Raw genomic sequence first — 19912 nt, forward strand, 5'->3', positions numbered from 1 at the left:
CGGAAAAGGAATCATAAATGGAAATTATTCTGGGTGTGGTCATGTTCACCGTGATCCTGCTGGCCTTGGTGGCAGTCATTCTGTTCGCCAAGTCCAAGCTGGTGACCGCGGGTGACGTGACAATCAGCATCAACGGCGACCCGGCCAAGGCTGTCACCAGCCCGGCGGGTGGCAAGCTGCTCGGCGTACTGGCCGGCAGCGGTATCTTCGTCTCCTCCGCCTGCGGCGGCGGCGGCTCCTGCGGTCAGTGCAAGGTGCGGGTGAAATCCGGTGGCGGCGACATTCTGCCGACCGAGCTGGATCACATCAGCAAGGGCGAGGCCCGTCACGGCGAGCGTCTGGCCTGCCAGGTCACCGTACGTTCCGACATGGACATCGAACTGCCGGAAGAGATCTTCGGGGTGAAGAAGTGGGAATGTACCGTCATCTCCAATGACAACAAGGCCACCTTCATCAAGGAGCTCAAGCTGCAGATCCCCGATGGCGAGAGCGTGCCGTTCCGCGCCGGTGGTTATATCCAGATCGAAGCCCCGGCTCACCACGTCAAGTACAGCACCTTCGATATTCCCGAGGAGTATCGTGGTGACTGGGATCGCTTCAAGATCTTCGATCTGGAGTCCACCGTGAAGGAGCCGATCATTCGTGCTTACTCCATGGCGAACTATCCGGAAGAGTTCGGCATCATCATGCTGAACGTGCGGATCGCGACCCCGCCGCCCAGCAACTGGACCGCCCCTCCCGGCCAGATGTCCTCCTACATCTTCAGCCTCAAGGCTGGGGACAAGGTGACCATCTCGGGTCCGTTCGGCGAGTTCTTCGCCAAGGACACCGACGCCGAGATGGTGTTCATCGGTGGTGGTGCCGGCATGGCGCCGATGCGCTCCCACATCTTCGACCAGCTGCGTCGCCTGAAGACCAGTCGCAAGATGAGCTTCTGGTACGGTGCCCGTTCCAAGCGCGAGATGTTCTACGTCGAAGACTTCGACATGCTGGCCGCCGAGAACGACAACTTCCAGTGGCACGTCGCCCTGTCGGATCCGCAACCGGAAGACAACTGGGATGGCTACACCGGCTTCATCCACAACGTCTTGTTCGAGAACTACCTCAAGAACCATGAGGCGCCGGAAGATTGCGAGTTCTACATGTGTGGACCTCCCGTCATGAACGCGGCCGTCATCAACATGCTGAAAAACCTCGGCGTTGAAGACGAAAACATCCTCCTGGATGACTTTGGTGGTTAATCCATGCACAGTGTTGTAAAGACCTGGCTAGCCTTCGGGCTAGCCTTTTTCTTGGCGGGGTGCGGCCAGGAGAACGTCAAGACCCATCCGGAGATCCACATCACCGGCAGCACCATGGGCACCTACTACTCCATCAAGGTGGCGGACGATGCTATCCAGGACGAGGCCGGTTTCCAGGCCGAGGTCGATGCGCTGCTGGAGCGGGTGAACGATCAGATGTCTACCTACCGGCCCGAGTCCGAGCTGTCGCGTTTCAACCAGAGCCGTGACAACCGGCCCGTGGTGGTCTCTCGCGATACCGCCCGCGTGGTGACCGAGTCCCTCCATCTGGGCCGCGAGACCCGGGGCGCGCTGGACGTGACCGTGGGCCCCCTGGTCAACCTGTGGGGCTTTGGCCCGGACAAGCGGCCGACCAAGGTGCCGTCCGACGAGCTGATCGCCCAGACCCGGCAGAAGACGGGGCTGGGCAATCTGCACGTGATCACCTCGGCCGATGCCGATACCCTGCAAAAGGACATCCCGGATCTCTATGTGGATCTCTCCTCGATCGCCAAGGGGTTCGGGGTGGACAAGGTGGCCGAGTACCTGGAGGCCAGGGGCTCGCGCAACTACCTGGTGGAGATAGGCGGCGAGCTGCGCCTCAATGGCGTCAACGGCAAGGGTCACCCCTGGCGCGTCGCCATCGAGAAGCCGACCGCCAATCTGGGCTCGGTACAGGAGGTGATCCAGGTCGGTGACAACGGGGTTGCGACCTCGGGGGATTATCGCAACTATTACGAGATGGATGGTCAGCGTTTCTCCCATACCATAGATCCCGCCACCGGCAAGCCCATCCACCATCGACTGGTGTCGGTGACAGTGGTACACCCCTCCTGCATGACCGCAGATGGGTTGGCCACGGCGCTGACCGTGATGGGGCCCGAGAAGGGCATGGCCTATGCCACCGAACAGGGGCTGGCCATCTTCATGGTGACCAAGACGGATGAAGGGTTCGAGGAGACTTACTCTCCCGCCTTCCAGCCATTTCTGACCCGCAATCAGGGGTAAGGATTGAATATGCAGATTTTTCTGATCACCTTCGGGGTGTTTCTGTTGGTGGTGGTCGGCATGGCCATCGGTTACATCTTCCAGAAGAAGAGCATCTCCGGCTCCTGTGGCGGCCTTGGCACCATAGGGATAGAGAAGGAGTGCGACTGTCCGGAACCCTGCGACAATCGCAAGCAGAAGATGGCCAAGGAAGAGGCTCGCCGCAAGATGCTGGAGGAGCACAGGATCATCTGATTGCAAACAGGCCATCCCCGGATGGCCTGGCTTTTTGACCCCTAGGGCCGGAGCCCCGTCAGTAGTCGTAGCGGGTGCACCCCTTCTCCCGGTACTCCCGCTGCCAGCGGGCCAGTTCTTCCCGGGTGCCCAGGGTATCTCCCCTGGCAATGCTCTGCTTGAGCAGGATTATCCTGTCGTGCAACCAACGGCACTCGGCGGTGGGATGCAGCTTGGCACTCCCCAGCATGGGCCAGAGCAACAAGCCCGCGATCAGCCCCCAATATCGCCATCCTCTCTTCATATCGCCATCCTCTCTTCATATCGCCTCCCGAATCTTCCCTTGTCGCGTCTTGCAGACTAGTTCACTGGCATCCGTGGTTCCCCTATGGCCCCCTGAATGGGGCTCTCCTGAGCCGCGCCGGCACGAGGGGAAGGGATTGGGCATCCCAGGTCGCGTCATGCGCGGATCCGGCATGGCATCCAGGGGCGCGCTGGGGTAGCATGGGGTCATCAACTGTTTATTTGTACAGTGTCATGCGCAAGATCATTCACATCGATATGGATTGTTTCTTCGCCGCCGTCGAGATGCGCGAAAACCCGGCCCTGCGGGAGGTGCCGCTGGCCATCGGCGGCGCGGCGGACCGGCGGGGGGTCATCTCCACCTGCAACTATGTGGCGCGCCGCTTCGGGGTGCGCTCTGCCATGCCTACCGCCCTGGCGCGCAAGCTCTGTCCGCCCCTGGTGCTGCTGCCGGGACGGATGGCCCTCTACAAGGAGACCTCGACCCGGATCCAGGCCATCTTCCACCGCTACACGGATCTGGTGGAGCCCCTCTCCCTGGATGAAGCCTATCTGGATGTGAGCGCCAGCCCCCACTGCGGCGGCAGCGCGACCCTGATGGCGACGGAAATCCGCGCCGCCATCAAAGCCGAGCTGGGGCTGACCGCCTCGGCCGGGGTGGCGCCCAACAAGTTTCTGGCCAAGCTCGCCTGCGAGCGCCGCAAGCCGGATGGCCTCTTCGTCATCGCCCCCCAGGAGGTGGATGAGTTCGTGCGCAACCTGCCCCTTGGCAAGATCCCGGGGATAGGGCGCAAGACGGCGGAGCGGCTCGAGTTGCAGGGACTCTATCTGTGCGAGGATGCGCGCCAGCTCAGTGACGAGGAGCTCAAGGGGCGCTTTGGCAAGCTGGGGGCCATGCTGGCCGAGCGGATCTGGGGGCGTGACGACAGCCAGGTGCAGCCGACCCGGGTGCGCAAGACCATAGGGGTGGAAACCACCTTGGACGCGGATGTCCATGACGAGGCGGCCTGCTGGGCCGTGCTCAGCCGACTCATCCCCGAACTGGAGCTGCGCTTTGGCCAGCGTTGCCCGGCCGACCAGATCATGGGGCAGGGGATCAAGCTCAAGTTTGCCGATTTCCAGCAGACCAGCGTCTACCGCAGCCACGGTGGCTACTCGGCCACCCTGTTCCACGATCTGCTCCATGAAGGCTTGGCACGGGCGGAGGGAAAACCCATACGGCTCCTGGGTTTGGTGGTGGGCCTGCCGAGGGAGGGAGAGGTGAACCAGCTCAGCCTGGATCTCGATACGGGAGGTTAAGTTTTTGTTGTTGCCACCGATAACCTGAAGACGACTGCACTAAAAGGATCTTTCGCATGTTTTCTCTCTCGGTCCAGGGGCGCATTACCCTGATTGCGGGCTGCTCCCTGTTGCTGAGTGCCGCCACCCTGGTGGTCTCCTCCCTCTACACCGGTTCGCGCATGCAAGAGGAGGTGATGAGATCCACCACCACGGAGGCCGAGCTCGCCGCCACCCGCTGGATGCAGGCCATGGGCTCCGAGCAGGCGGCCAGGATCACCAGCTATCTGGACGAAGCCTACTTCAGGGCCACCCTGCTGGCCCAGATCCTGCTGTTCCAGCGCCAGAACGCCGCCGACAACTTCACCCACTCCGAGGCGCTGCGTGGCGCCATCAACCAGCAGCTGCACAGCGCGGTCACCCACTCCCCGAACCTCATCGGCGCCTACGCCATCTTCGAGCCGGATCAACTGGATGGGGAAGATGCCAACTACCAGGGCTCGACCGAGCTGGGCTCCAACGACAAGGGGCGCTTCTCCAGCTACTGGGCCCATGTGGGAGACAAGGTGAGCCTGGAGGTGATGGACGAGGCGACCCTCAATGATGCCAGCCCGGATGAGTTCGGCACGCCCCAGAATGAGTGGTATCGCTGCAGCCTGCGGGAGCAGGCGCTCTGCCTGCTCGAGCCCTATCTGGATGACGTGGGGGGCAAGCAGGTGCTGATGACCTCGGTCACCACGCCGCTGCGCGAAGAGGGAGCACTGCTTGGCATGGTCGGCATGGACATCTCCCTGGCCAGGTTGCAGACGTTGGTGCACGAGATGGAGCAGACCCTCTACCAGGGCCAGGGGCGTATCTTGCTGTTGAGCCAGGGTGGCCGGGTGGCGGGCGCCGCCGGGTTTGACATCCGCCCCGGGGAGGTGCCCGGCGCCCAGGATCAGGCACTGCTGACCGAGATCGGCGGCTGGTTGCGTCAGGGCCAGCCCCTTACTCAGTGGAGCCAGGATGGCGCCAGCCTGCAGAGCTTCATGCCGGTCGCCATGCGCGGCACCTCCCAGCGCTGGGGCATCTATATCGATCTGCCCCGCGCCGTGGTGCTGGCCTCGGCCAACCAGCTGCAAGGTGAGCTGGCGGCCCAGGCCAGGAACAGCGTCTGGTCTCAGCTCGGGGTCGGGGGGGCCATCACCCTGGGGGCCCTGCTGTTTATCTGGTGGATGGCCCATCGCATCGTGGCCCCCATCCGCGCCGTGGTGGCGCGCCTCAAGGACATCGCCTCGGGGGAGGGAGACCTCACCCAGCGCATCGATATCCAGCGCAGTGACGAGATTGGCGAGCTGGCCGATGGTTTCAACGGATTCCTCAACAAGCTGCAGGTCACCATAGGCGACATCATCACCACGGTGGGCGGCACCCGGGCCAGCGCCGCCGAGGCCGCCGTGGTGGCTGACAGCACCAGCGAGGGGATGCAGGCCCAGTACCAGGAGGTGGATCTGGTGGCGACCGCCTTCGAGGAGCTCAGCGCCACCGCCTTGCAGGTCTCGGGCCATGCCAGGGCGGCGGTGGCGGCGGCCGATGAGGCCGACAGCGCCGCCCAGGAGGGCAAGTTCGTGGTGGCCGATACCCAGGAGGCCATGGCCAGGCTGATGGCGGTGATCAGCGAGGCCAAGCCGGAGGTGGAGCGACTGTCGGCCAACAGCGAGAACATCAACGACATTCTCACCGTGATCCAGAGCATCGCCGAGCAGACCAACCTGCTGGCTCTCAATGCCGCCATCGAGGCGGCGCGGGCCGGGGAGCAGGGACGCGGTTTCGCCGTGGTGGCGGACGAGGTGCGCAACCTGGCCGGTCGCACCCAGAATGCCATCGTCGAGATCCAGGCCCTCATCCATCAGCTGCAATCGGGCACTCAGGGGGTGGTCAAGGCGATCATGAGCGGTCACAGCCAGGCGGATCTCACCCTGGGCAAGGTGGACTCCTCGGTACGGGTACTCGAGCAGATCATCTATGCGGTGGGCACCATCCACCAGATGAACGAGCAGATAGCCAGGGCGGCGGGGGAACAGAGCGGTGTGGCCGACGAGATCAACCGTAACGTCAGCAACATTCGCGACGTGAGTCACCGCATTCGCGAGCAGGCGGCGAGCGCGGCCCAAAACAGCCGGGCCCTGGCCGCCCTGGCGGATCAACAGCAGCAGCTGGTCGGTCAGTTCAAGGTGTGACGGTGGCCCCCCGGCGGACCATGAGGTGCCAATCCATTATTTTTTCAACAAAAAAAGGCGCCATCCATGGGAGGCGCCAAACACATTCAGATGACAGACTGGGTCAAAACCTTGCGGCCAAAACCCCTCTTCCCGCAGAGGAAGAAACACAACACCACAATCGGAAGCCGGCTCAAAAAGCACATGTGAACCACACGGAGCAGAAAAAGTGAGCCATATGACAACGGATTGCGGGGCGAATTATGTTTATTCGCTGGTCGGCCCGCAACCGACAAATTATAATGCCGTCCATTAGAAAAACTCATCGTTGGTTGGTGTCATGTCTCGTCGTTTACCCCCGCTCAATGCGCTCAAGGCTTTCGAAGCGGCGGCGCGCCACTTAAGTTTTACCCGGGCAGCCGAAGAGCTGTTCGTGACTCAGGCTGCCATCAGCCACCAGATCAAGGCGCTGGAAGAGTACCTTGGCATCAAGCTGTTTCGGCGCAAGAACCGCTCCCTGCTGCTGACCGAGGAGGGGCAAGGCTACTTCCTCGACATCAAGGACATCTTCGCCTCCATCTCGGAGGCCACCGACAAGCTGCTGGCCCGCAGCGCCAAGGGGGCCCTCACCGTCTCCCTGCAGCCGAGCTTCGCCATCCAGTGGCTGGTGCCGCGGCTGGTGCGTTTCAGCGAGCGCCACCCCGACATAGACGTGCGCATCAAGGCGGTGGATATGGACGAGGGGGCCCTCACCGACGACGTGGACGTGGCCATCTATTACGGCCGCGGCAACTGGCCTGGGCTGCGCTGTGACAAGCTGCACACCGAATACCTGATCCCCGTCTGCTCCCCCCTGCTGCTGACCGGCCCCAAGCCGCTGCGCACCCCGGAGGATCTGACCCGTCACACCCTGCTGCACGACACCTCCCGCCGCGACTGGAAGGCCTGGTTTCGCCAGCTCGACATCGATGCGCCCAACGTCAACCAGGGGCCCATCTTCAGCCACTCCACCATGGTGATCCAGGCGGCGATCCATGGTCAGGGGGTGGCGCTTGGCCACAGCGTGCTGGCTCAGCCTGAGATCGAGGCAGGGCGCCTCATCTGTCCGTTCGAGCAGGTGCTGGTGAGCAAGAATGCCTTCTACCTGGTGTGTCAGGAGCAGCAGGCGGATCAGGGCAAGATAGTGGCGTTTCGCGACTGGATGCTGGAGCTGGTGGAGCAGGAAGAGGCCCGTCGCCGGGCGAGGCTGGCCGATGCCTGATCCGATCCGGGAGGGGGCGGCGGACGCCCCGGTGCGCATCCTGCTGGCCCATGGCGCCGGCGCGGGCATGGAGCACGCCTTTCTCGCCGAGCTGTCACGGCGGCTGGCGGGGCCCGAGCTTGAGGTGATTCGCTTCAACTTCCCCTACATGGACAAGCGCGCCCAGGACGGCAGGCGCAGGCCGCCGGACCGGCAGCCGGTCTTGCTGGAGCATTGGCGCCAGATGGTGCGTGAGTTTGCCCATCCCCGGCTCTATCTCGCCGGCAAATCCATGGGGGGACGGATGGCGGCCGAGATAGCCGATGAGGTGAATGCTGCAGGATTGCTCGTTCTCGGGTATCCTTTCCACCCTCCCGCCAAGCCCGATGCCTGGCGCGGCGAGGTGCTCAAGACGATCGCGACGCCAACCCTGCTGCTGCAAGGGGAGCGCGACAGCTTCGGCAGCCGCCTCGAGCTGGCCGATTTTCCCTTCTGTGCCAAGGTCGATGTGCGCTGGCTGACCGACGGCGATCACGGTTTCAAGCCGCGCAAGGCGAGCGGTTTGACCGAGTCGGACAACCTGGCGCAGGCGGCGGCCCATATCAGGGCCTTCATCGGGGCAGGGACCATCTGATCCGTTTTCCCTGTCGAGAAGGAGTGTCTGGATGCGAACTCATCCTGTCTGGTTGGTGCTCGCGGGCCTGTTTGGCCTGACGGCAACCATGCTGGGAGCCTATGGTGCCCATGGCCTGGCGGCGAGCGGCGTCACGCCGGCCAAGCTGGCGGCGTATCATAGCGCGGTCAACTATCAGTTCTTTCATGCCCTGGCCCTGCTGATGCTGGGCTGGTGTGCACCGCGCCGCCGTGCCGTGACGGTGGCGGGCGTTGCGTTCACGCTGGGGATCCTGGGATTCTCCGGCAGTATTTATGCCATGGTGCTGCTTGGCAGCAAGGGGCTGGGGCTTGTGACCCCGGCCGGTGGCCTCTGTTTTATGTTGGGATGGGCCGCCCTTGTCTGGGTGGGCTGTCGTCTTGGAGGAAAAAATGAATAATCTGCTGCTTTATTGCCGCCCCGGTTTTGAGAAAGAGGCGGCGGCAGAGATCACTGAGCGTGCCAGTAACATGCAGTGCTACGGTTTCGCCCGGGTCAAGGACGACAGCGGTTACGTGATATACGAGTTGTATGACGAGGAGCAGGCCGATCTGCTGGCGCGCAAGCTGCCGTTCCGTGAGCTCATCTTCATCCGTCAGATGCTGGTGGTGACCCACGAGCTGAAGGATCTGGACGTGGCGGATCGGATCTCCCCCATCATCGAAGCGGCCCGTGACTACACCATCTGTGGCGATCTGCGGGTGGAAACCGCCGATACCAACGAGGCGAAAGAGCTGTCGGCCTTCTGCCGCAAGTTCACCGTCCCCTTGCGCCAGGCCCTGCGCAGCAACGAGATCCTGACCAAGAAGGAGACAGGCAACCGTCCCGTGTTCCACGCCTTCTTCATGGCCAACGATCACCTGCTGCTGGGCTACTCCTACTCCTTCAACAACTCCGAATTCCACATGGGCATACCGCGCCTGCGCTGCCCGGCCGATGCACCGAGCCGCTCCAGCCTCAAGCTGGAAGAGGCCTTCTATGTGTTCGTGCCCAAGGAGGAGTGGAGCCGTCGTCTCACCTCCGGCATGAAGGCGGTGGATCTGGGGGCCTGCCCCGGCGGCTGGACCTATCAGCTGGTGCGTCGCGGCATGATGGTGACCGCGGTGGACAACGGCACCATGGCGCCCTCCCTGATGGAGACGGGCCAGGTGAAGCACCTGCGTGACGACGGTTTCGTCTGGCGTCCCGGCAAGAAGAACATCTACTGGCTGGTGTGCGACATGGTGGATAAGCCGGCGCGGGTGACCCACATGATCGCGGACTGGTTCCGGGAAGGGGACTGCCAGGAGGCCATGTTCAACCTCAAGCTGCCGATGAAGAAGCGCTATGCCGAGGCGGTGCACAACATAGAGGTGCTGCGGGATCTGCTCAAGCAGATCGACAACGCCTTCGTGATCCAGGCCAAGCAGCTCTATCACGACAGGGAAGAGATCACGGTACACGTCTACAACAAGTACTGGGTCTCCAAGCTCGAAGAGAAGATCTGACGGCGACCCCCCGAGAAGACAGAAACAAGAAGACCGGCGCGAGCCGGTCTTTTGCATTGCTCCTGGGAGAGTACTGCTATTCCTGCTCGTCGAGCCACTGGCCGAGCCGCTCCTCCAGCCAGAAGCGGGGTCGCCAGGGGGGACCATAGACGAAGCCCACATGGCCGCCTTGCTGGCTCAGCTCATAACGCACCTGGGGTGAGAGCTGCTCCGGGCGCGGGATCACCTCCCGGGTCATGAAGGGATCGTCGGCGGCGTGGAGGATCAGGGTCGGCACCGGGATCCGGGCCAGCAGCGACAGCCCGGAGCAGCTCTGATAGTAGTGCTCGGCGCTGTCAAATCCGTGCAGGGGAGCCGTCACCTTTTGGTCGAACTCGTGCAGGGTGCGAATGGCCCTGATGTCCCTGGCCCGAAACGGGGCCTGGGGATGGCGCGCCAGCTTGCGCAGCAGGTGGGCGCGCATGGTGCCGAGCAGGTAGCGCTGATAGACCCTGGAAAAGCCCTGATTGATCCGGTGCGAACAGGCATCGAGCCGCATGGGGGCCGAGATCACGGCCGCCGCCTTGAGGGCGGGAGGGCAGGCCCGGGCCAGGAGGTTGACCAGCATGTTGCCCCCCAGGGAGTAACCCACCGCCAGCAGCGGCTTGCCCGGGAAGCGGCGGGCGAGTTCGGCGATCAGGGCCTGGGCATCCTCGATGGCGCCCGAGTGATAGGCCCCCAGATGGCGGTTGGGTTCGCCGCTGCAGCCGCGAAAGTGCATCAGCACCGCCTGGTCGCCCCGACGTTGCAGGTGTTGCAGCATGCCGCGGGCATAGTGGGACTCCACACTGCCCTCCAGCCCGTGAAACAGCACGATGAGCGGGCGGGCATCCGGGCTGATGGGGCCGCTCCAGGCGAGATCGACGAAGTCGCCGTCCGCCAGCTCGAAACGCTCGGCGACGTAGCGCACCGGCCTGCGGCGCAGCCACTTGGGCAATATGGTCTGCAGGTGGGGGTTGCTGGCCCACCAGGGGGCGCGAAAATGGCTCTCGGTCAGCATCTTGATGTCGGCCGGCTCTCAGGGCTGGCTTACCAGGCTGTCATGATGCTCGGCGCCGCGCAACATGGCCTGGACCAGTTCATTGGCCTCGAATTTGGTGAGCGCCTCGTGGGCACCGACCTGATGGGCCTGCTCGACGCTGATCTCGCTCGACAGCGAGGTGTGCAGGATGATGTAGGCCCGGGCCAGGCGGGCATCATTCTGGGCCTCGAACGCCAGCTCGTAACCATCGAGCCCCGGCATCTCTATGTCGCTCACCAGGATGTCGATGGGGGTGCCCTGGTTGGCTCGCTCCTGCATCAGGGTCAGGGCATCCCGGCCATTGGTGCACACCTCATAGGGGATGTTGATGTAATCCAGGGCGGCGGTGAGCTGCTTGCGGGCCACGGCGGAGTCGTCCACCAGCAGGATCCGCATCGGCTTGATGCGCTCGCGCTGCACGTCGGTCAGCACGGGGTAGAGGTGGCTGGGGTCGTCCGGATAGACCCGCGACAGGATCAGCTCCACATCGAGCAGTTGGATCAGCTGATCCCCCACCCGGGTCACCCCGGTTACGAACACATTGTTGCCAAGGGCCGCGGGAGGGGGCTCGATGTCGCGCCAGTTGCACTCGGTGATCTTGTCGATGCCCCGCACCAGAAAACCCACCAGGGTACGACGACAGTCGGTGATGATGATGAAGCAGTTCGCCATCTCCTCCTCGCTGATGCGTCGATAGCCCACCGCCATCGCCATGTCGATGACGGGGATGGTGGTACCGCGCATGTTGGCGGCGCCGAGCACGGTCGGATGAGCGTGGGGCAGGGCGGTCAATCGGGTATAGGGCACTATCTCCTTCACCTTGAGGGTGCCGATGGCGAATGACTGTCGGGCGGCGAGGTGAAACAGCAACATCCCCTGGGATTGGTTGGCCTTGCTTTTCATGGCAAAAGTCCTGTGGTCAAGAAAATAAGGGCAAAACGGTGCGGGCCCGGGTTAATGCAAGATGGCCCTGCACTGTTAGCGACCGCGCTCGGAAAATCTGTAATCTTCCCTGGGCGCTGCCAGGGGCCGCCCTCATCCAGGCTGGCCGTCGGCGAGGGGGCAACCGAGCCAGCGCTGGCTGGCCTGCTCCAGCGCCGCCGGGGCCAGACCCAGCTTGCCGGCGAGGGTGGCCGCCTTGTTGCCCCCCTTGAGCAGGCGCAGAGCCTGCACCAGCTGCCACTGGCTGGCGAGGGCATCGGCATCGACCAGGGCGCCGCCCAGCCGGTTCCAGGCGGCCTCGGCCCCTTCCTCTCCCCGGGCCAGGGCCTGCCAGGCGAGCTGCAGCTCGCCATGGGCCTGAGGCTGGAGCGCATGATGCAGCAGCTCATCGTGGATCACCTGCAGCCGCTGGCCATAGGGGCCCTGCCACTCCCGTGGCCGCTGCCAATCGGCCAGGCTCGCCAGCAGGCTGCTGAGCAGGGGGCCGGGCGTCAGCCAGCCCGCCTGGCTCGGTTGGGGCAGACGCAGGGAGCAGCGCACGCGGACATAGCGGCAACCGGCCAGGGGGGTGAAGGCCGCCAGCGCCTCGGCCGGCAGCCAGAAGGCGCTGCCCGCGGGGATCAGCAGTTCATGCTGGCCAAGGCGCAGCAGGGCCGCACCCTGAACCAGATGCAGCAACTGGCCCATGGGGGCTCGCGTGCGGGCACCGGCGTGCAGGTAGCGGGGGGAAAAATGCTGACATTCGATGGCGTGATGCATGAGTAAATCCTGATATGATGCTGCCCGGAGGTAACAAAAATGGAAACCAGACGTAAAAAACGCTTCATTGCCGGGGCGACATGCCCGGCGTGCGGCAAAGTGGACACCATGATGCTGTATCTGGAGCATGGAGTCGAGAAGGTGACCTGCGTCCAGTGTGGCGATACCCAGGTGCAGACCCAGGAGGCGGTGGCCGAGGCGAGCCGTCAGGCCGAGCAGGTGATCGGCGTCTTCCGGCCGGAATGATGACGCCCAGGCGCAGCCCCTTCGGCTCGGGCTCGGGTCGCGCCATATGCTTGCCCGGCATTTTAGGGTATTCTGGGGCGGTTTTTTCTCTCATTCGCAGGATCACTGACATGAAAGTAGCTCCCCTGAGCGTAGTTACGCTGGAATACACGGTCACCGACGAGCACGGTGAAGTCATCGACAGCACCATCGGCAAGGAGCCTCTGGTCTATCTGCACGGCACTCGCTATCTGGTCTCCGGCCTCGAAGCCGAGCTGGAAGGGCGCAGTGTGGGCGATGCCTTCGAAGTGACCCTGGCACCGGCCCAGGCTTACGGTGAATACGACGAGACCCTGGTACAAGAAGTGCCGGGCGAGCTGTTCGACGGCATGGAAGTGTCCGAAGGGGATACGTTCGTGGCTGAGACCGACGACGGCCACCGCCCGGTGACCGTGGTGGAAGTCTCCGAATCCTTCGTCAAGGTCGATGGCAACCACCCGCTGGCCGGCGTGACCCTGGCGTTCAAGGTGGAAGTCAAAGAGGTGCGTGCCGCGACCGCAGAAGAGCTGGCTCATGGCCATGTGCACGGTGCCGGTGGCTGCGGCCATGACCACGGTCATCACCATGATCACGACCATGATCACGAAGGCGGCTGCTGTGGCGGCGGTCACCATGGCCACAGCCATGATGACGCCGAGGAGCAGGGCGGTTGCTGCGGTGGCGGCGGCTGCGGTGGCAAGGGCCACCAGCACTGATCCCGGGCCTGGTCCCATGATGAAAAAACCCGCGACAGTCGCGGGTTTTTTTATTGGGCGAAGGGGCGGGCTCAGTAGTGGGGCGGCGGCGTCTCTTCGGCCATGCTGGCGATCTGGCTCGGCTGCACGCCCTGCAGTTTATCTACCAGCAGCTGGATCTGGTGCTTGAGTCGATCCAGCTCGCGGCCCTGGGTGGTGACCTCGTCATTGAGCTGCTCCACCGTGTATTCGGCAAAGGCGAGGCGGCTTTCCAGGGTCTCGATGCGATCGTTAAGTTGCTGACTCATGGGCCTTTAGGTCCTTACTTGATGGTCCAGATTTCCGCCAGGCCGCTGGAGCTGGCGCTGACGAGGTGGCCATTGTCGCGCAAAGCGGCGGCGTACACCACAGCGCTCGGCGGTTTGACCCCGGGGCGGGGAGCCACCTGCCAGTTGGCCAGGGCCTTGCCATCCTTGACCCGCCACAGGGTGAGCTTGCGCGACGGGGCGCCCGTGATCAGCCAGTTGCCCTGGTTGGCGAAGCGGGCGCTGGTGTAGACCTCGAAGCGGGATGACTTGTCGAGGCGGCTCAGGGCCTTGCCGCTGACCAGATCCCAGATGCGGCCGCTGCGGCTGTCGGCGGTGAAGGCGTAGCGGCCAGACTCGTCCAGACGCACCATCACCACCCGGCTCTCGTGATTGAAGCGGTGCAGCACTTGGCCGCTTTGGGTATCCCACAGGTAGGCGCTGTAGTCGTTGCCGCCGGTCAGGGCGTAGCGGCCATTGGGGGAGAGATCCACGCTGTTGACCTGCTCGGTATGGCCGAGAAACTGTATCCGGCGCCCGCTCTGGGTGTCCACCAGCTCGGCCTTGCCATCCTCGCGGCCGATCAGCACGGCGCGGCCGTCGCTCGAGATGGCGATGTCGCGCAGTTTGGATTCGGGCAGGGAGTAGTAGCCCTGGGCCTGGCCGTTGTCGAGCCGCCAGATGGCGAAGGTCTCCAGGCTCGCGATCACCGCATGGCTGGCCCCCGGGCCGAAGCGGGTGATGAAGACCTGCTCCTGCGCCTTGTCCGACAGGCGCCAGCGCCACAGCTGCCGGTCGTGTTCCAGATCCCAGGCCAGGGTGCCCTGCTCCAGGCTGGAGACCAGGGCCAGCTTGCCATCCGGGCTCAGATCGGCGCTCACCGCACCGGCGCTGGAGAGGGGGATCTGGCGATCCGAAGTGGGCTCGGCATCGCAGCCTGTCAGTATCAGACAAACCCCGATCAGATAAATGGCACTTTTTATCATTTTTCCTGTCTCATGCTTTCGTTACCTGGGATCCCGGCGTTAGTATAAGGCGCTTATCACGATAAACCTCTCATTTCACGAAGGAACCGAGAGCGGTATTTAGAGTTTTGGAGAAACTGATGAACAATTTTCTGAAGGTGTCCCTGCTGGCCGCGGCGGTTGCCGTTGGTCTGACTGCTTGCCAAAAAGATGAGAAACCTGCTGCAACCAACACCGCAGAGGTCAAGGCAGAAGCCAGCCAGCCGGCAGAGGCGCCCAAGGCGGATGCCAAGAGCTTTGAGGAGCAATCTGGTTATGCAATTGGCCTCTCCATGGGTCGCTATATCGCCAACACTCTGGAGCGTCAGCAAGAGCTCGGTATCCAGCTGGATAACGCCGTCATCCTCAAAGGGGTGACCGACGGTCTGGACAAGAAGGCGGACATGAAGGATGAAGAGATCCAGAAGGTACTGCAGGCCTATGACGCCAAGATCAACGAGCTGACCAAGGCCAAGGCCGACAAGGACGCCGAGGAGAACCTGAAGAAGGGTGAAGCGTTCCTGGCCGCCAACGCCAAGAAAGAAGGGGTGAAGAGCACCGAGTCCGGCCTGCAGTATCGGGTCGAGAAGATGGGCGAGGGCGCCAAGCCCAAGGCCACCGACGTGGTCAAGGTGCACTACACCGGCACCCTGATCGACGGCACCAAGTTTGACAGCTCCGTCGATCGCGGCGAGCCGGCCACCTTCCCGCTCAACCAGGTGATCCCGGGTTGGACCGAAGGGGTTCAGTTGATGCCTGTTGGCTCCAAGTTCAAGTTTTTCCTGCCCTCCAAGCTGGCCTATGGCGAGCATGGTGCCGGCTCCATCCCGGCCAACGCCGTGCTGGAATTCGATGTCGAGCTGCTCGCCATCGAGGCGCCGGCCGCCGAAGGGGATGCCGCCGCCAAGCAGTAAGGCGACGGGTAAGAGGCGAAACGGCTCCTTCGGGGGCCGTTTTTATGGGTGCTGGTCGGCCAGAGTACAAGAAAGAGGCGATCGCAGGCTTGAGTCCGTGGCGATAGCCCAGCAAAATAGATAAGCAAATCAATCGCAAGGATGAATCGCCGTGGCGGAAAACAAACCTCGCGTACTGCTGGTGGAAGACACCCGCAGCCTGGCCGTGGTCTATGAACAGTACCTGCGTCAGGAGGGGTATGAGGTCATGTCCGCCGACTGCGGGCAGCGGGCCATCGAGTTGATGCTGGCCCAGCCGCCGACCGTGGTGCTGCTCGATCTGGATCTGCCGGACATGTCCGGGATGGACATCTTGCAGCAGATCACCGAGCAGCAGCTGCCCAGCGCCGTGGTGGTGATCACGGCGCACGGCTCGGTGGACGTGGCGGTGGAGGCGATGCGGCTGGGGGCCTTCGATTTTCTGACCAAGCCCTTCGATGGCAAGCGGCTGTGCGCCACGGTGCGCAACGCCGTCAACCATCAGCAGCTCAGCTTCCTGGTGGCCCAATACCGGGAGAACTTCGAGCGCAGCTCCTTCGCCGGTTTCATCGGCGCCTCCCTGCCGATGCAGGCGGTCTATCGCATCATAGAGAGCGCGGCGCCGAGCAAGGCGACCGTGTTCATCACGGGGGAGAGCGGCACCGGCAAGGAGGTGTGCGCCGAGGCCATTCACCAGTGCAGCCCCCGCAGCGAGCGCCCCTTCATCGCCCTCAACTGCGCCGCCATTCCCCATGACTTGATGGAGAGCGAGATCTTCGGCCACGTGAAGGGATCCTTTACCGGGGCCCAGGGGGATCGCAAGGGGGCCGCCAGCCTGGCCGATGGTGGCACCCTGTTTCTGGACGAGATCTGCGAGATGGATCTCGACTTGCAAAGCAAGCTGCTGCGCTTCATCCAGACCGGGACCCTGCAACGGGTCGGCAGCGGCAAGCTGGAGACGGTGGATGTGCGCTTCGTCTGCGCCACCAACCGGGATCCCTTGGCGGAGGTGAAGGCGGGGCGCTTTCGTGAGGATCTCTACTATCGACTCCATGTGATCCCCCTCAGCCTGCCCCCCCTGCGCGAGCGTGGCGAGGACATCTTGCTGCTGGCGCGCAACCTGCTGCAGAGCTACGCCAGGGAAGAGAACAAGCGCTTCAAGGATTTCGACGCCGAGGCGGCGCGAGTGCTGCTCGATTACCCCTGGCCCGGCAACGTGCGCGAGCTGCAAAACGTGGTACGCAACATAGTGGTGCTCAACGACAGCGAGCTGGTGAGCCCGGCCATACTGCCGCCGCCCCTCAACGGAGGGCGCAGCCTGCAGGCCGGCGTCGCCCTGAGCGCCGCGACCGACGGCGCTGCCCCCGCCCAGGCGAATGCCCCGATCCGCCCGCTCTGGCTGGTGGAGAAGGAGACCATAGAGCAGGCCATCGCCAGCTGTGACGGCAACATCCCCAAGGCGGCGGCCCTGCTGGAGATCAGTCCCTCGACCATCTATCGCAAGAAGCAGAGCTGGGAAGAGACGAGCCGGGTATAAGTAACGGCAATATCCCCAGGGCGGCCCTGCCGGAGATCAGTCCCCCAATCCACCCATTTATCGCAAGAAGCAGCGCTGGGAAGAGGCGAGTATGACGTGAGTGGCGGGCCTGGGCTCAGGGCGGCCCTGCCGGAGATCAGTCCCCCAATCCACCCATTTATCTCAAGAAGCAGCGCCGGGAAGAGACGAGTATGACGTGAGTGGTGGGCCTGGGCTCAGGGCTGCCCTGCCGGAGATCAGTCCCCCAATCCACCCATTTATCGCAATAAGCAGAACCGGGAAGAGGCGAGCCAGGCCTGAGTGGCGGGGCATGGTCAGCGGTGGCTGGCAACCTCCCCAGAGCGGCCCTTATTCGCCATCCTGGGGAGATCAACCTGTGTACGGGGCGGCCAACTGGCCGCCCCGCTGCTTTGTTGACGTGGTTTAGAGTTTGCCCAGCCTCTTGAGCCGGATCAGCCGCTCTGCTTCGTTGGCCTTGAGCCAGTCATCTTGCGACAGCAGAAACCAGGCGCGGGCGAAGTATTCGGCCGCGGCCGGATCATCGAGTGCCAGCCCATTCTCCCCCAGCTCTTCGAACACATAGCCATCCTCGGGAGCGCCGGCGGCGGCCATGTCGTCCCGCAGCTGGGTCAGCTCGGCCAGCGCCTCCTGATGCCGGCACTGGGCCCGGCTCAGGCGCGCCAGGCTCCAGCGGGCGATAAAGGCCTTGGCCGGATTGCTGTGCTGCTGGTGCCAGGCCAGGCATTTTTGCTGGCACTGGCGGGCCTCTTCCAAACGACCCAGCTCGAACAGGGTCCAGCCCTGATTGTTGTAAAGGGTGGCGAGCCAGCCGCGCACCTTGGGATCCGTACTGCGTTCCGCCAGCTCCATCGCCAGCTGGTGCCAGCGGCTCTGCTCCTCCAGCGGGGCGGTGATGGCCACCATGTGGGCCGCATCGATGGCGAGATAAAACTCCTTGTGCTTGAGACCCTGCTGCCAGGCCTGTTCAAACAGTGTCCTGGCGCGGGCCTTGTCGCCGGCGGAGTTGAAGGTGCGGCCGCGCTCCAGCAGGGCGCGAAGGCGGGCTCGCGGGGTGGCGTCGGTGAGGCGGGGAGCTATCTGGTCGAGTAGCTGGTGCGCCTGGGCAAACTGGCGTTGCAGGGAATGGGTGCGGGCTAGCTGGGTGAGCAGTTCCAGCTCGTACTGCAGATCGGCGGCGGCGTGGGCTTCGGCCAGCAGGGCATGAAAGCGCGCGGCGCTGGCGGCGGGATCCTGGTCATCCCACAGGGTCATGAAATCGGGCGGGTTGTGCATCTGGCCTCCTGGCTGGCGATCCTCTCACCAAGATGCCCATCGGCCATTGTTTGCACAAGAGGCGCCCGTCACAGCGCGCCTCTTCCGGCATGCAAAACGGCTCAATCCATGGGGTCAGTAGACCATGGCCAGGCTCATCAGCATCAGACCCAGGGCCGCGAAGGCCCCCTCCTTGATCGCCAGACGGGGTACCAGCGCCTTGGGCAGGGCGGGGAAGAGGCACAGGGCGAAGCCGAGCCCCGGCATCAGCCAGTGAAACCCGGGGCTGCGCAGGGCCGGGTTGGCGGCGTTGTTGATGACGATGAGCAGGATGAAGAGGGTGAAGGCGGGCAGGATGAACCAGCGGGCACTGCCCGAGGCCACGGCGCGCAGCGGCGAGATGCGATAGAGCACCAGGGTGACGATAAAGAGCGTCAGGGGGGCCAGCAGATAGAGGGGAGCCGGGTTCATGATGCACTCCTGTGGATGAGTAAGGGGGATGGGCCTGGGTGAGGGGCGGGATTTAACCAGTGCCGCGCCTCCTTGACCAGTCCGGCGCGTTGGCCCTGTGAGGCGGATCCCAGGCAAAGGTTTGCGCGTCGCAAGGGATCAGGCCAGCCAGTACCAGGCGGCGAAGCCCAGCCAGCTCAAGGCCAGCAGCAGCCAGGGCAGGGGATGCTGGCGACTCACCTCGATCACCTCGACCTCTGGCTCCTGCTCGGGCTGGGTGGCGTGCGCGCCACGGCTCTGCTGCTTCTTCAGGCGATTGGCCTCCCGGGCGCGGGCCTTCATCTGCTTCTTGTACTCCTCGATCCCCTTCTGGATGCCCTGGGCGATGAGCTGGGTCTGTTCCTTGGTCTGCCCCGGCTTCTGATTGGCGCGGGCCACCTTGAGGGCCGCCTGCTGGGTCTCGGGGGAGGGTTTGTCGTATTTGGCCATGGGTTGCTCCAATGGGATGGGGCCGCATTATTGCACACTCACGCCCGGCGGGGCAGGGGCGGTAATGGCCCGCTCATAGCTGGGCCGAGCACCTTATATCAGCAGGGAATCGCTAATTCAACTTCGAAGTGCGACACTCGCCTATGCCGCCTGACGGTACTCTTCGAATACCTTGACAGGCTGCCTGAATCCGAGACATTTCCGAGGTCGTAGGTTGAGCCACTGCTCCGCTCTCCTGACATCCTCGTCCGTGACCTCTCTCAGGTCTGTTCCCTTTGGGATAAACTGCCTCAACAGCCCATTGCTGTTCTCGTTCAGACCGCGCTCCCACGAAGAGTAAGGGTGCGCAAAGTAAGTCTCGGCACCCAGCGCTTCCTCTATCGCCTTGTGTTCGGCAAACTCGCCGCCGTTGTCAAAGGTGATGGTATGCACCTGCTCGATGTAGGGCGTTAACATCTCGATTATCGCATCCCGCACCACCCCAGCCTGTTTGCTCGCGACCCGCTTGACCAGATAGAGCCGGCTCTTGCGCTCCACCAGGGTG

At 63.6% G+C, this 19912-nt stretch carries 22 protein-coding genes and 1 pseudogene; 13 read left to right on the forward strand and 10 right to left on the reverse strand.

Translation table 11 applies throughout. The annotated features are described in order from the left end of the window. Window positions 1-17 precede the first annotated feature (17 nt). Genes nqrF through nqrM form a run of 3 tightly spaced genes read left to right on the forward strand, consistent with a single transcriptional unit; the run spans window position 18 to window position 2522 of the window. Window positions 18-1241 (forward strand): NADH:ubiquinone reductase (Na(+)-transporting) subunit F, encoded by a 1224-nt coding sequence (gene nqrF / locus ACLHZ1_RS14345; protein ID WP_427262634.1) that lies wholly within the window; start codon window positions 18-20, stop codon window positions 1239-1241. Window positions 1242-1244: 3 nt separating this feature from the next. Beyond that, entirely contained in the window at window positions 1245-2288 is a 1044-nt protein-coding gene (locus ACLHZ1_RS14350; RefSeq protein ID WP_427262635.1) for an FAD:protein FMN transferase, read from the forward strand. A 9-nt stretch (window positions 2289-2297) separates the two neighbouring features. Next, a complete protein-coding gene (gene nqrM, locus ACLHZ1_RS14355) occupies window positions 2298-2522 on the forward strand; it encodes a (Na+)-NQR maturation NqrM (RefSeq protein WP_041993275.1) in 225 nt (74 codons plus the stop codon). Window positions 2523-2580: 58 nt separating this feature from the next. Here the strand turns inward: nqrM and ACLHZ1_RS14360 are convergent, their stop codons facing one another. After that, window positions 2581-2805 (reverse strand): hypothetical protein, encoded by a 225-nt coding sequence (locus ACLHZ1_RS14360; RefSeq protein ID WP_427262636.1) that lies wholly within the window; start codon window positions 2803-2805, stop codon window positions 2581-2583. A gap of 233 nt (window positions 2806-3038) precedes the next feature. On the opposite strand from ACLHZ1_RS14360, the gene dinB reads away from it, so the two are divergent. From dinB to rlmM, 6 genes are all read left to right on the forward strand, one after another. After that, complete coding sequence (dinB, locus tag ACLHZ1_RS14365; RefSeq protein ID WP_427262637.1) at window positions 3039-4103, forward strand: DNA polymerase IV; 1065 nt, start codon at window positions 3039-3041, stop codon at window positions 4101-4103. 56 nt (window positions 4104-4159) lie between these two features. Next, complete coding sequence (locus ACLHZ1_RS14370) at window positions 4160-6301, forward strand: methyl-accepting chemotaxis protein (RefSeq protein ID WP_427262638.1); 2142 nt, start codon at window positions 4160-4162, stop codon at window positions 6299-6301. A 319-nt stretch (window positions 6302-6620) separates the two neighbouring features. Continuing rightward, window positions 6621-7541, forward strand: coding sequence for a transcriptional regulator GcvA (locus ACLHZ1_RS14375; RefSeq protein WP_005893350.1), 921 nt, complete (start codon window positions 6621-6623; stop codon window positions 7539-7541). Then, window positions 7534-8154, forward strand: a complete 621-nt coding sequence (locus ACLHZ1_RS14380; protein WP_427262639.1) for an alpha/beta family hydrolase — start codon at window positions 7534-7536, stop codon at window positions 8152-8154. Before ACLHZ1_RS14375 ends, ACLHZ1_RS14380 begins: the two co-directional genes overlap by 8 nt. Before the next feature lie 31 nt (window positions 8155-8185). Then, window positions 8186-8572: a DUF423 domain-containing protein gene (locus ACLHZ1_RS14385; protein WP_408792560.1), complete on the forward strand. Its 387-nt coding sequence runs from the start codon at window positions 8186-8188 to the stop codon at window positions 8570-8572. After that, window positions 8565-9659, forward strand: a complete 1095-nt coding sequence (rlmM, locus tag ACLHZ1_RS14390; RefSeq protein ID WP_427262640.1) for a 23S rRNA (cytidine(2498)-2'-O)-methyltransferase RlmM — start codon at window positions 8565-8567, stop codon at window positions 9657-9659. Before ACLHZ1_RS14385 ends, rlmM begins: the two co-directional genes overlap by 8 nt. A 76-nt stretch (window positions 9660-9735) precedes the next feature. Here rlmM and ACLHZ1_RS14395 read toward each other — a convergent pair whose 3' ends face one another. The 3 genes from ACLHZ1_RS14395 to ACLHZ1_RS14405 all read right to left on the reverse strand — a co-directional run bounded on the left by ACLHZ1_RS14395 (window position 9736) and on the right by ACLHZ1_RS14405 (window position 12420). After that, the gene (locus ACLHZ1_RS14395; RefSeq protein ID WP_427262641.1) at window positions 9736-10698 is read right to left on the reverse strand and encodes a hydrolase; all 963 of its coding nucleotides are present in this window, start codon (window positions 10696-10698) and stop codon (window positions 9736-9738) included. Window positions 10699-10716: 18 nt separating this feature from the next. Then, a complete protein-coding gene (locus tag ACLHZ1_RS14400) occupies window positions 10717-11622 on the reverse strand; it encodes a chemotaxis protein (protein ID WP_427262642.1) in 906 nt (301 codons plus the stop codon). Window positions 11623-11754: 132 nt separating this feature from the next. Continuing rightward, window positions 11755-12420 (reverse strand): hypothetical protein, encoded by a 666-nt coding sequence (locus ACLHZ1_RS14405; RefSeq protein WP_427262643.1) that lies wholly within the window; start codon window positions 12418-12420, stop codon window positions 11755-11757. A 39-nt stretch (window positions 12421-12459) separates the two neighbouring features. Here ACLHZ1_RS14405 and ACLHZ1_RS14410 point away from each other — a divergent pair, with 39 nt between their 5' ends. Together ACLHZ1_RS14410 and ACLHZ1_RS14415 are read left to right on the forward strand one after the other, a co-directional pair. After that, a complete protein-coding gene (locus ACLHZ1_RS14410) occupies window positions 12460-12666 on the forward strand; it encodes a YheV family putative zinc ribbon protein (protein ID WP_427262644.1) in 207 nt (68 codons plus the stop codon). Between the two features lie 110 nt (window positions 12667-12776). After that, window positions 12777-13400: an FKBP-type peptidyl-prolyl cis-trans isomerase gene (locus ACLHZ1_RS14415; RefSeq protein WP_427262645.1), complete on the forward strand. Its 624-nt coding sequence runs from the start codon at window positions 12777-12779 to the stop codon at window positions 13398-13400. Window positions 13401-13471: 71 nt separating this feature from the next. Here ACLHZ1_RS14415 and ACLHZ1_RS14420 read toward each other — a convergent pair whose 3' ends face one another. Continuing rightward, on the reverse strand, window positions 13472-13687 hold the full coding sequence (locus tag ACLHZ1_RS14420; RefSeq protein WP_041995546.1) for a SlyX family protein: 216 nt from the start codon (window positions 13685-13687) through the stop codon (window positions 13472-13474). 14 nt (window positions 13688-13701) lie between these two features. Continuing rightward, entirely contained in the window at window positions 13702-14670 is a 969-nt protein-coding gene (locus tag ACLHZ1_RS14425; RefSeq protein ID WP_427262646.1) for a WD40 repeat domain-containing protein, read from the reverse strand. A gap of 119 nt (window positions 14671-14789) precedes the next feature. On the opposite strand from ACLHZ1_RS14425, the gene fkpA reads away from it, so the two are divergent. Together fkpA and ACLHZ1_RS14435 are read left to right on the forward strand one after the other, a co-directional pair. Further along, window positions 14790-15602: an FKBP-type peptidyl-prolyl cis-trans isomerase gene (gene fkpA / locus ACLHZ1_RS14430; RefSeq protein WP_427262647.1), complete on the forward strand. Its 813-nt coding sequence runs from the start codon at window positions 14790-14792 to the stop codon at window positions 15600-15602. A 151-nt stretch (window positions 15603-15753) separates the two neighbouring features. Further along, a complete protein-coding gene (locus ACLHZ1_RS14435) occupies window positions 15754-17157 on the forward strand; it encodes a sigma-54-dependent transcriptional regulator (protein WP_427262648.1) in 1404 nt (467 codons plus the stop codon). Between the two features lie 423 nt (window positions 17158-17580). Here the strand turns inward: ACLHZ1_RS14435 and ACLHZ1_RS14440 are convergent, their stop codons facing one another. The 4 genes and pseudogenes from ACLHZ1_RS14440 to ACLHZ1_RS14455 all read right to left on the reverse strand — a co-directional run. Next, window positions 17581-18450, reverse strand: a complete 870-nt coding sequence (locus tag ACLHZ1_RS14440) for a tetratricopeptide repeat protein (RefSeq protein ID WP_427262649.1) — start codon at window positions 18448-18450, stop codon at window positions 17581-17583. Between the two features lie 114 nt (window positions 18451-18564). After that, window positions 18565-18900 (reverse strand): hypothetical protein, encoded by a 336-nt coding sequence (locus ACLHZ1_RS14445; protein WP_041995558.1) that lies wholly within the window; start codon window positions 18898-18900, stop codon window positions 18565-18567. A 138-nt stretch (window positions 18901-19038) separates the two neighbouring features. Then, window positions 19039-19368: a DUF2956 domain-containing protein gene (locus tag ACLHZ1_RS14450; RefSeq protein ID WP_427262650.1), complete on the reverse strand. Its 330-nt coding sequence runs from the start codon at window positions 19366-19368 to the stop codon at window positions 19039-19041. 141 nt (window positions 19369-19509) lie between these two features. Next, window positions 19510-19912: pseudogene (locus ACLHZ1_RS14455) on the reverse strand (IS30-like element ISAs2 family transposase); the annotation flags it as partial.

This window comes from Aeromonas sobria (assembly GCF_050266975.1).
GTDB classification, from domain to species: Bacteria; Pseudomonadota; Gammaproteobacteria; order Enterobacterales; family Aeromonadaceae; genus Aeromonas; species Aeromonas sobria_B.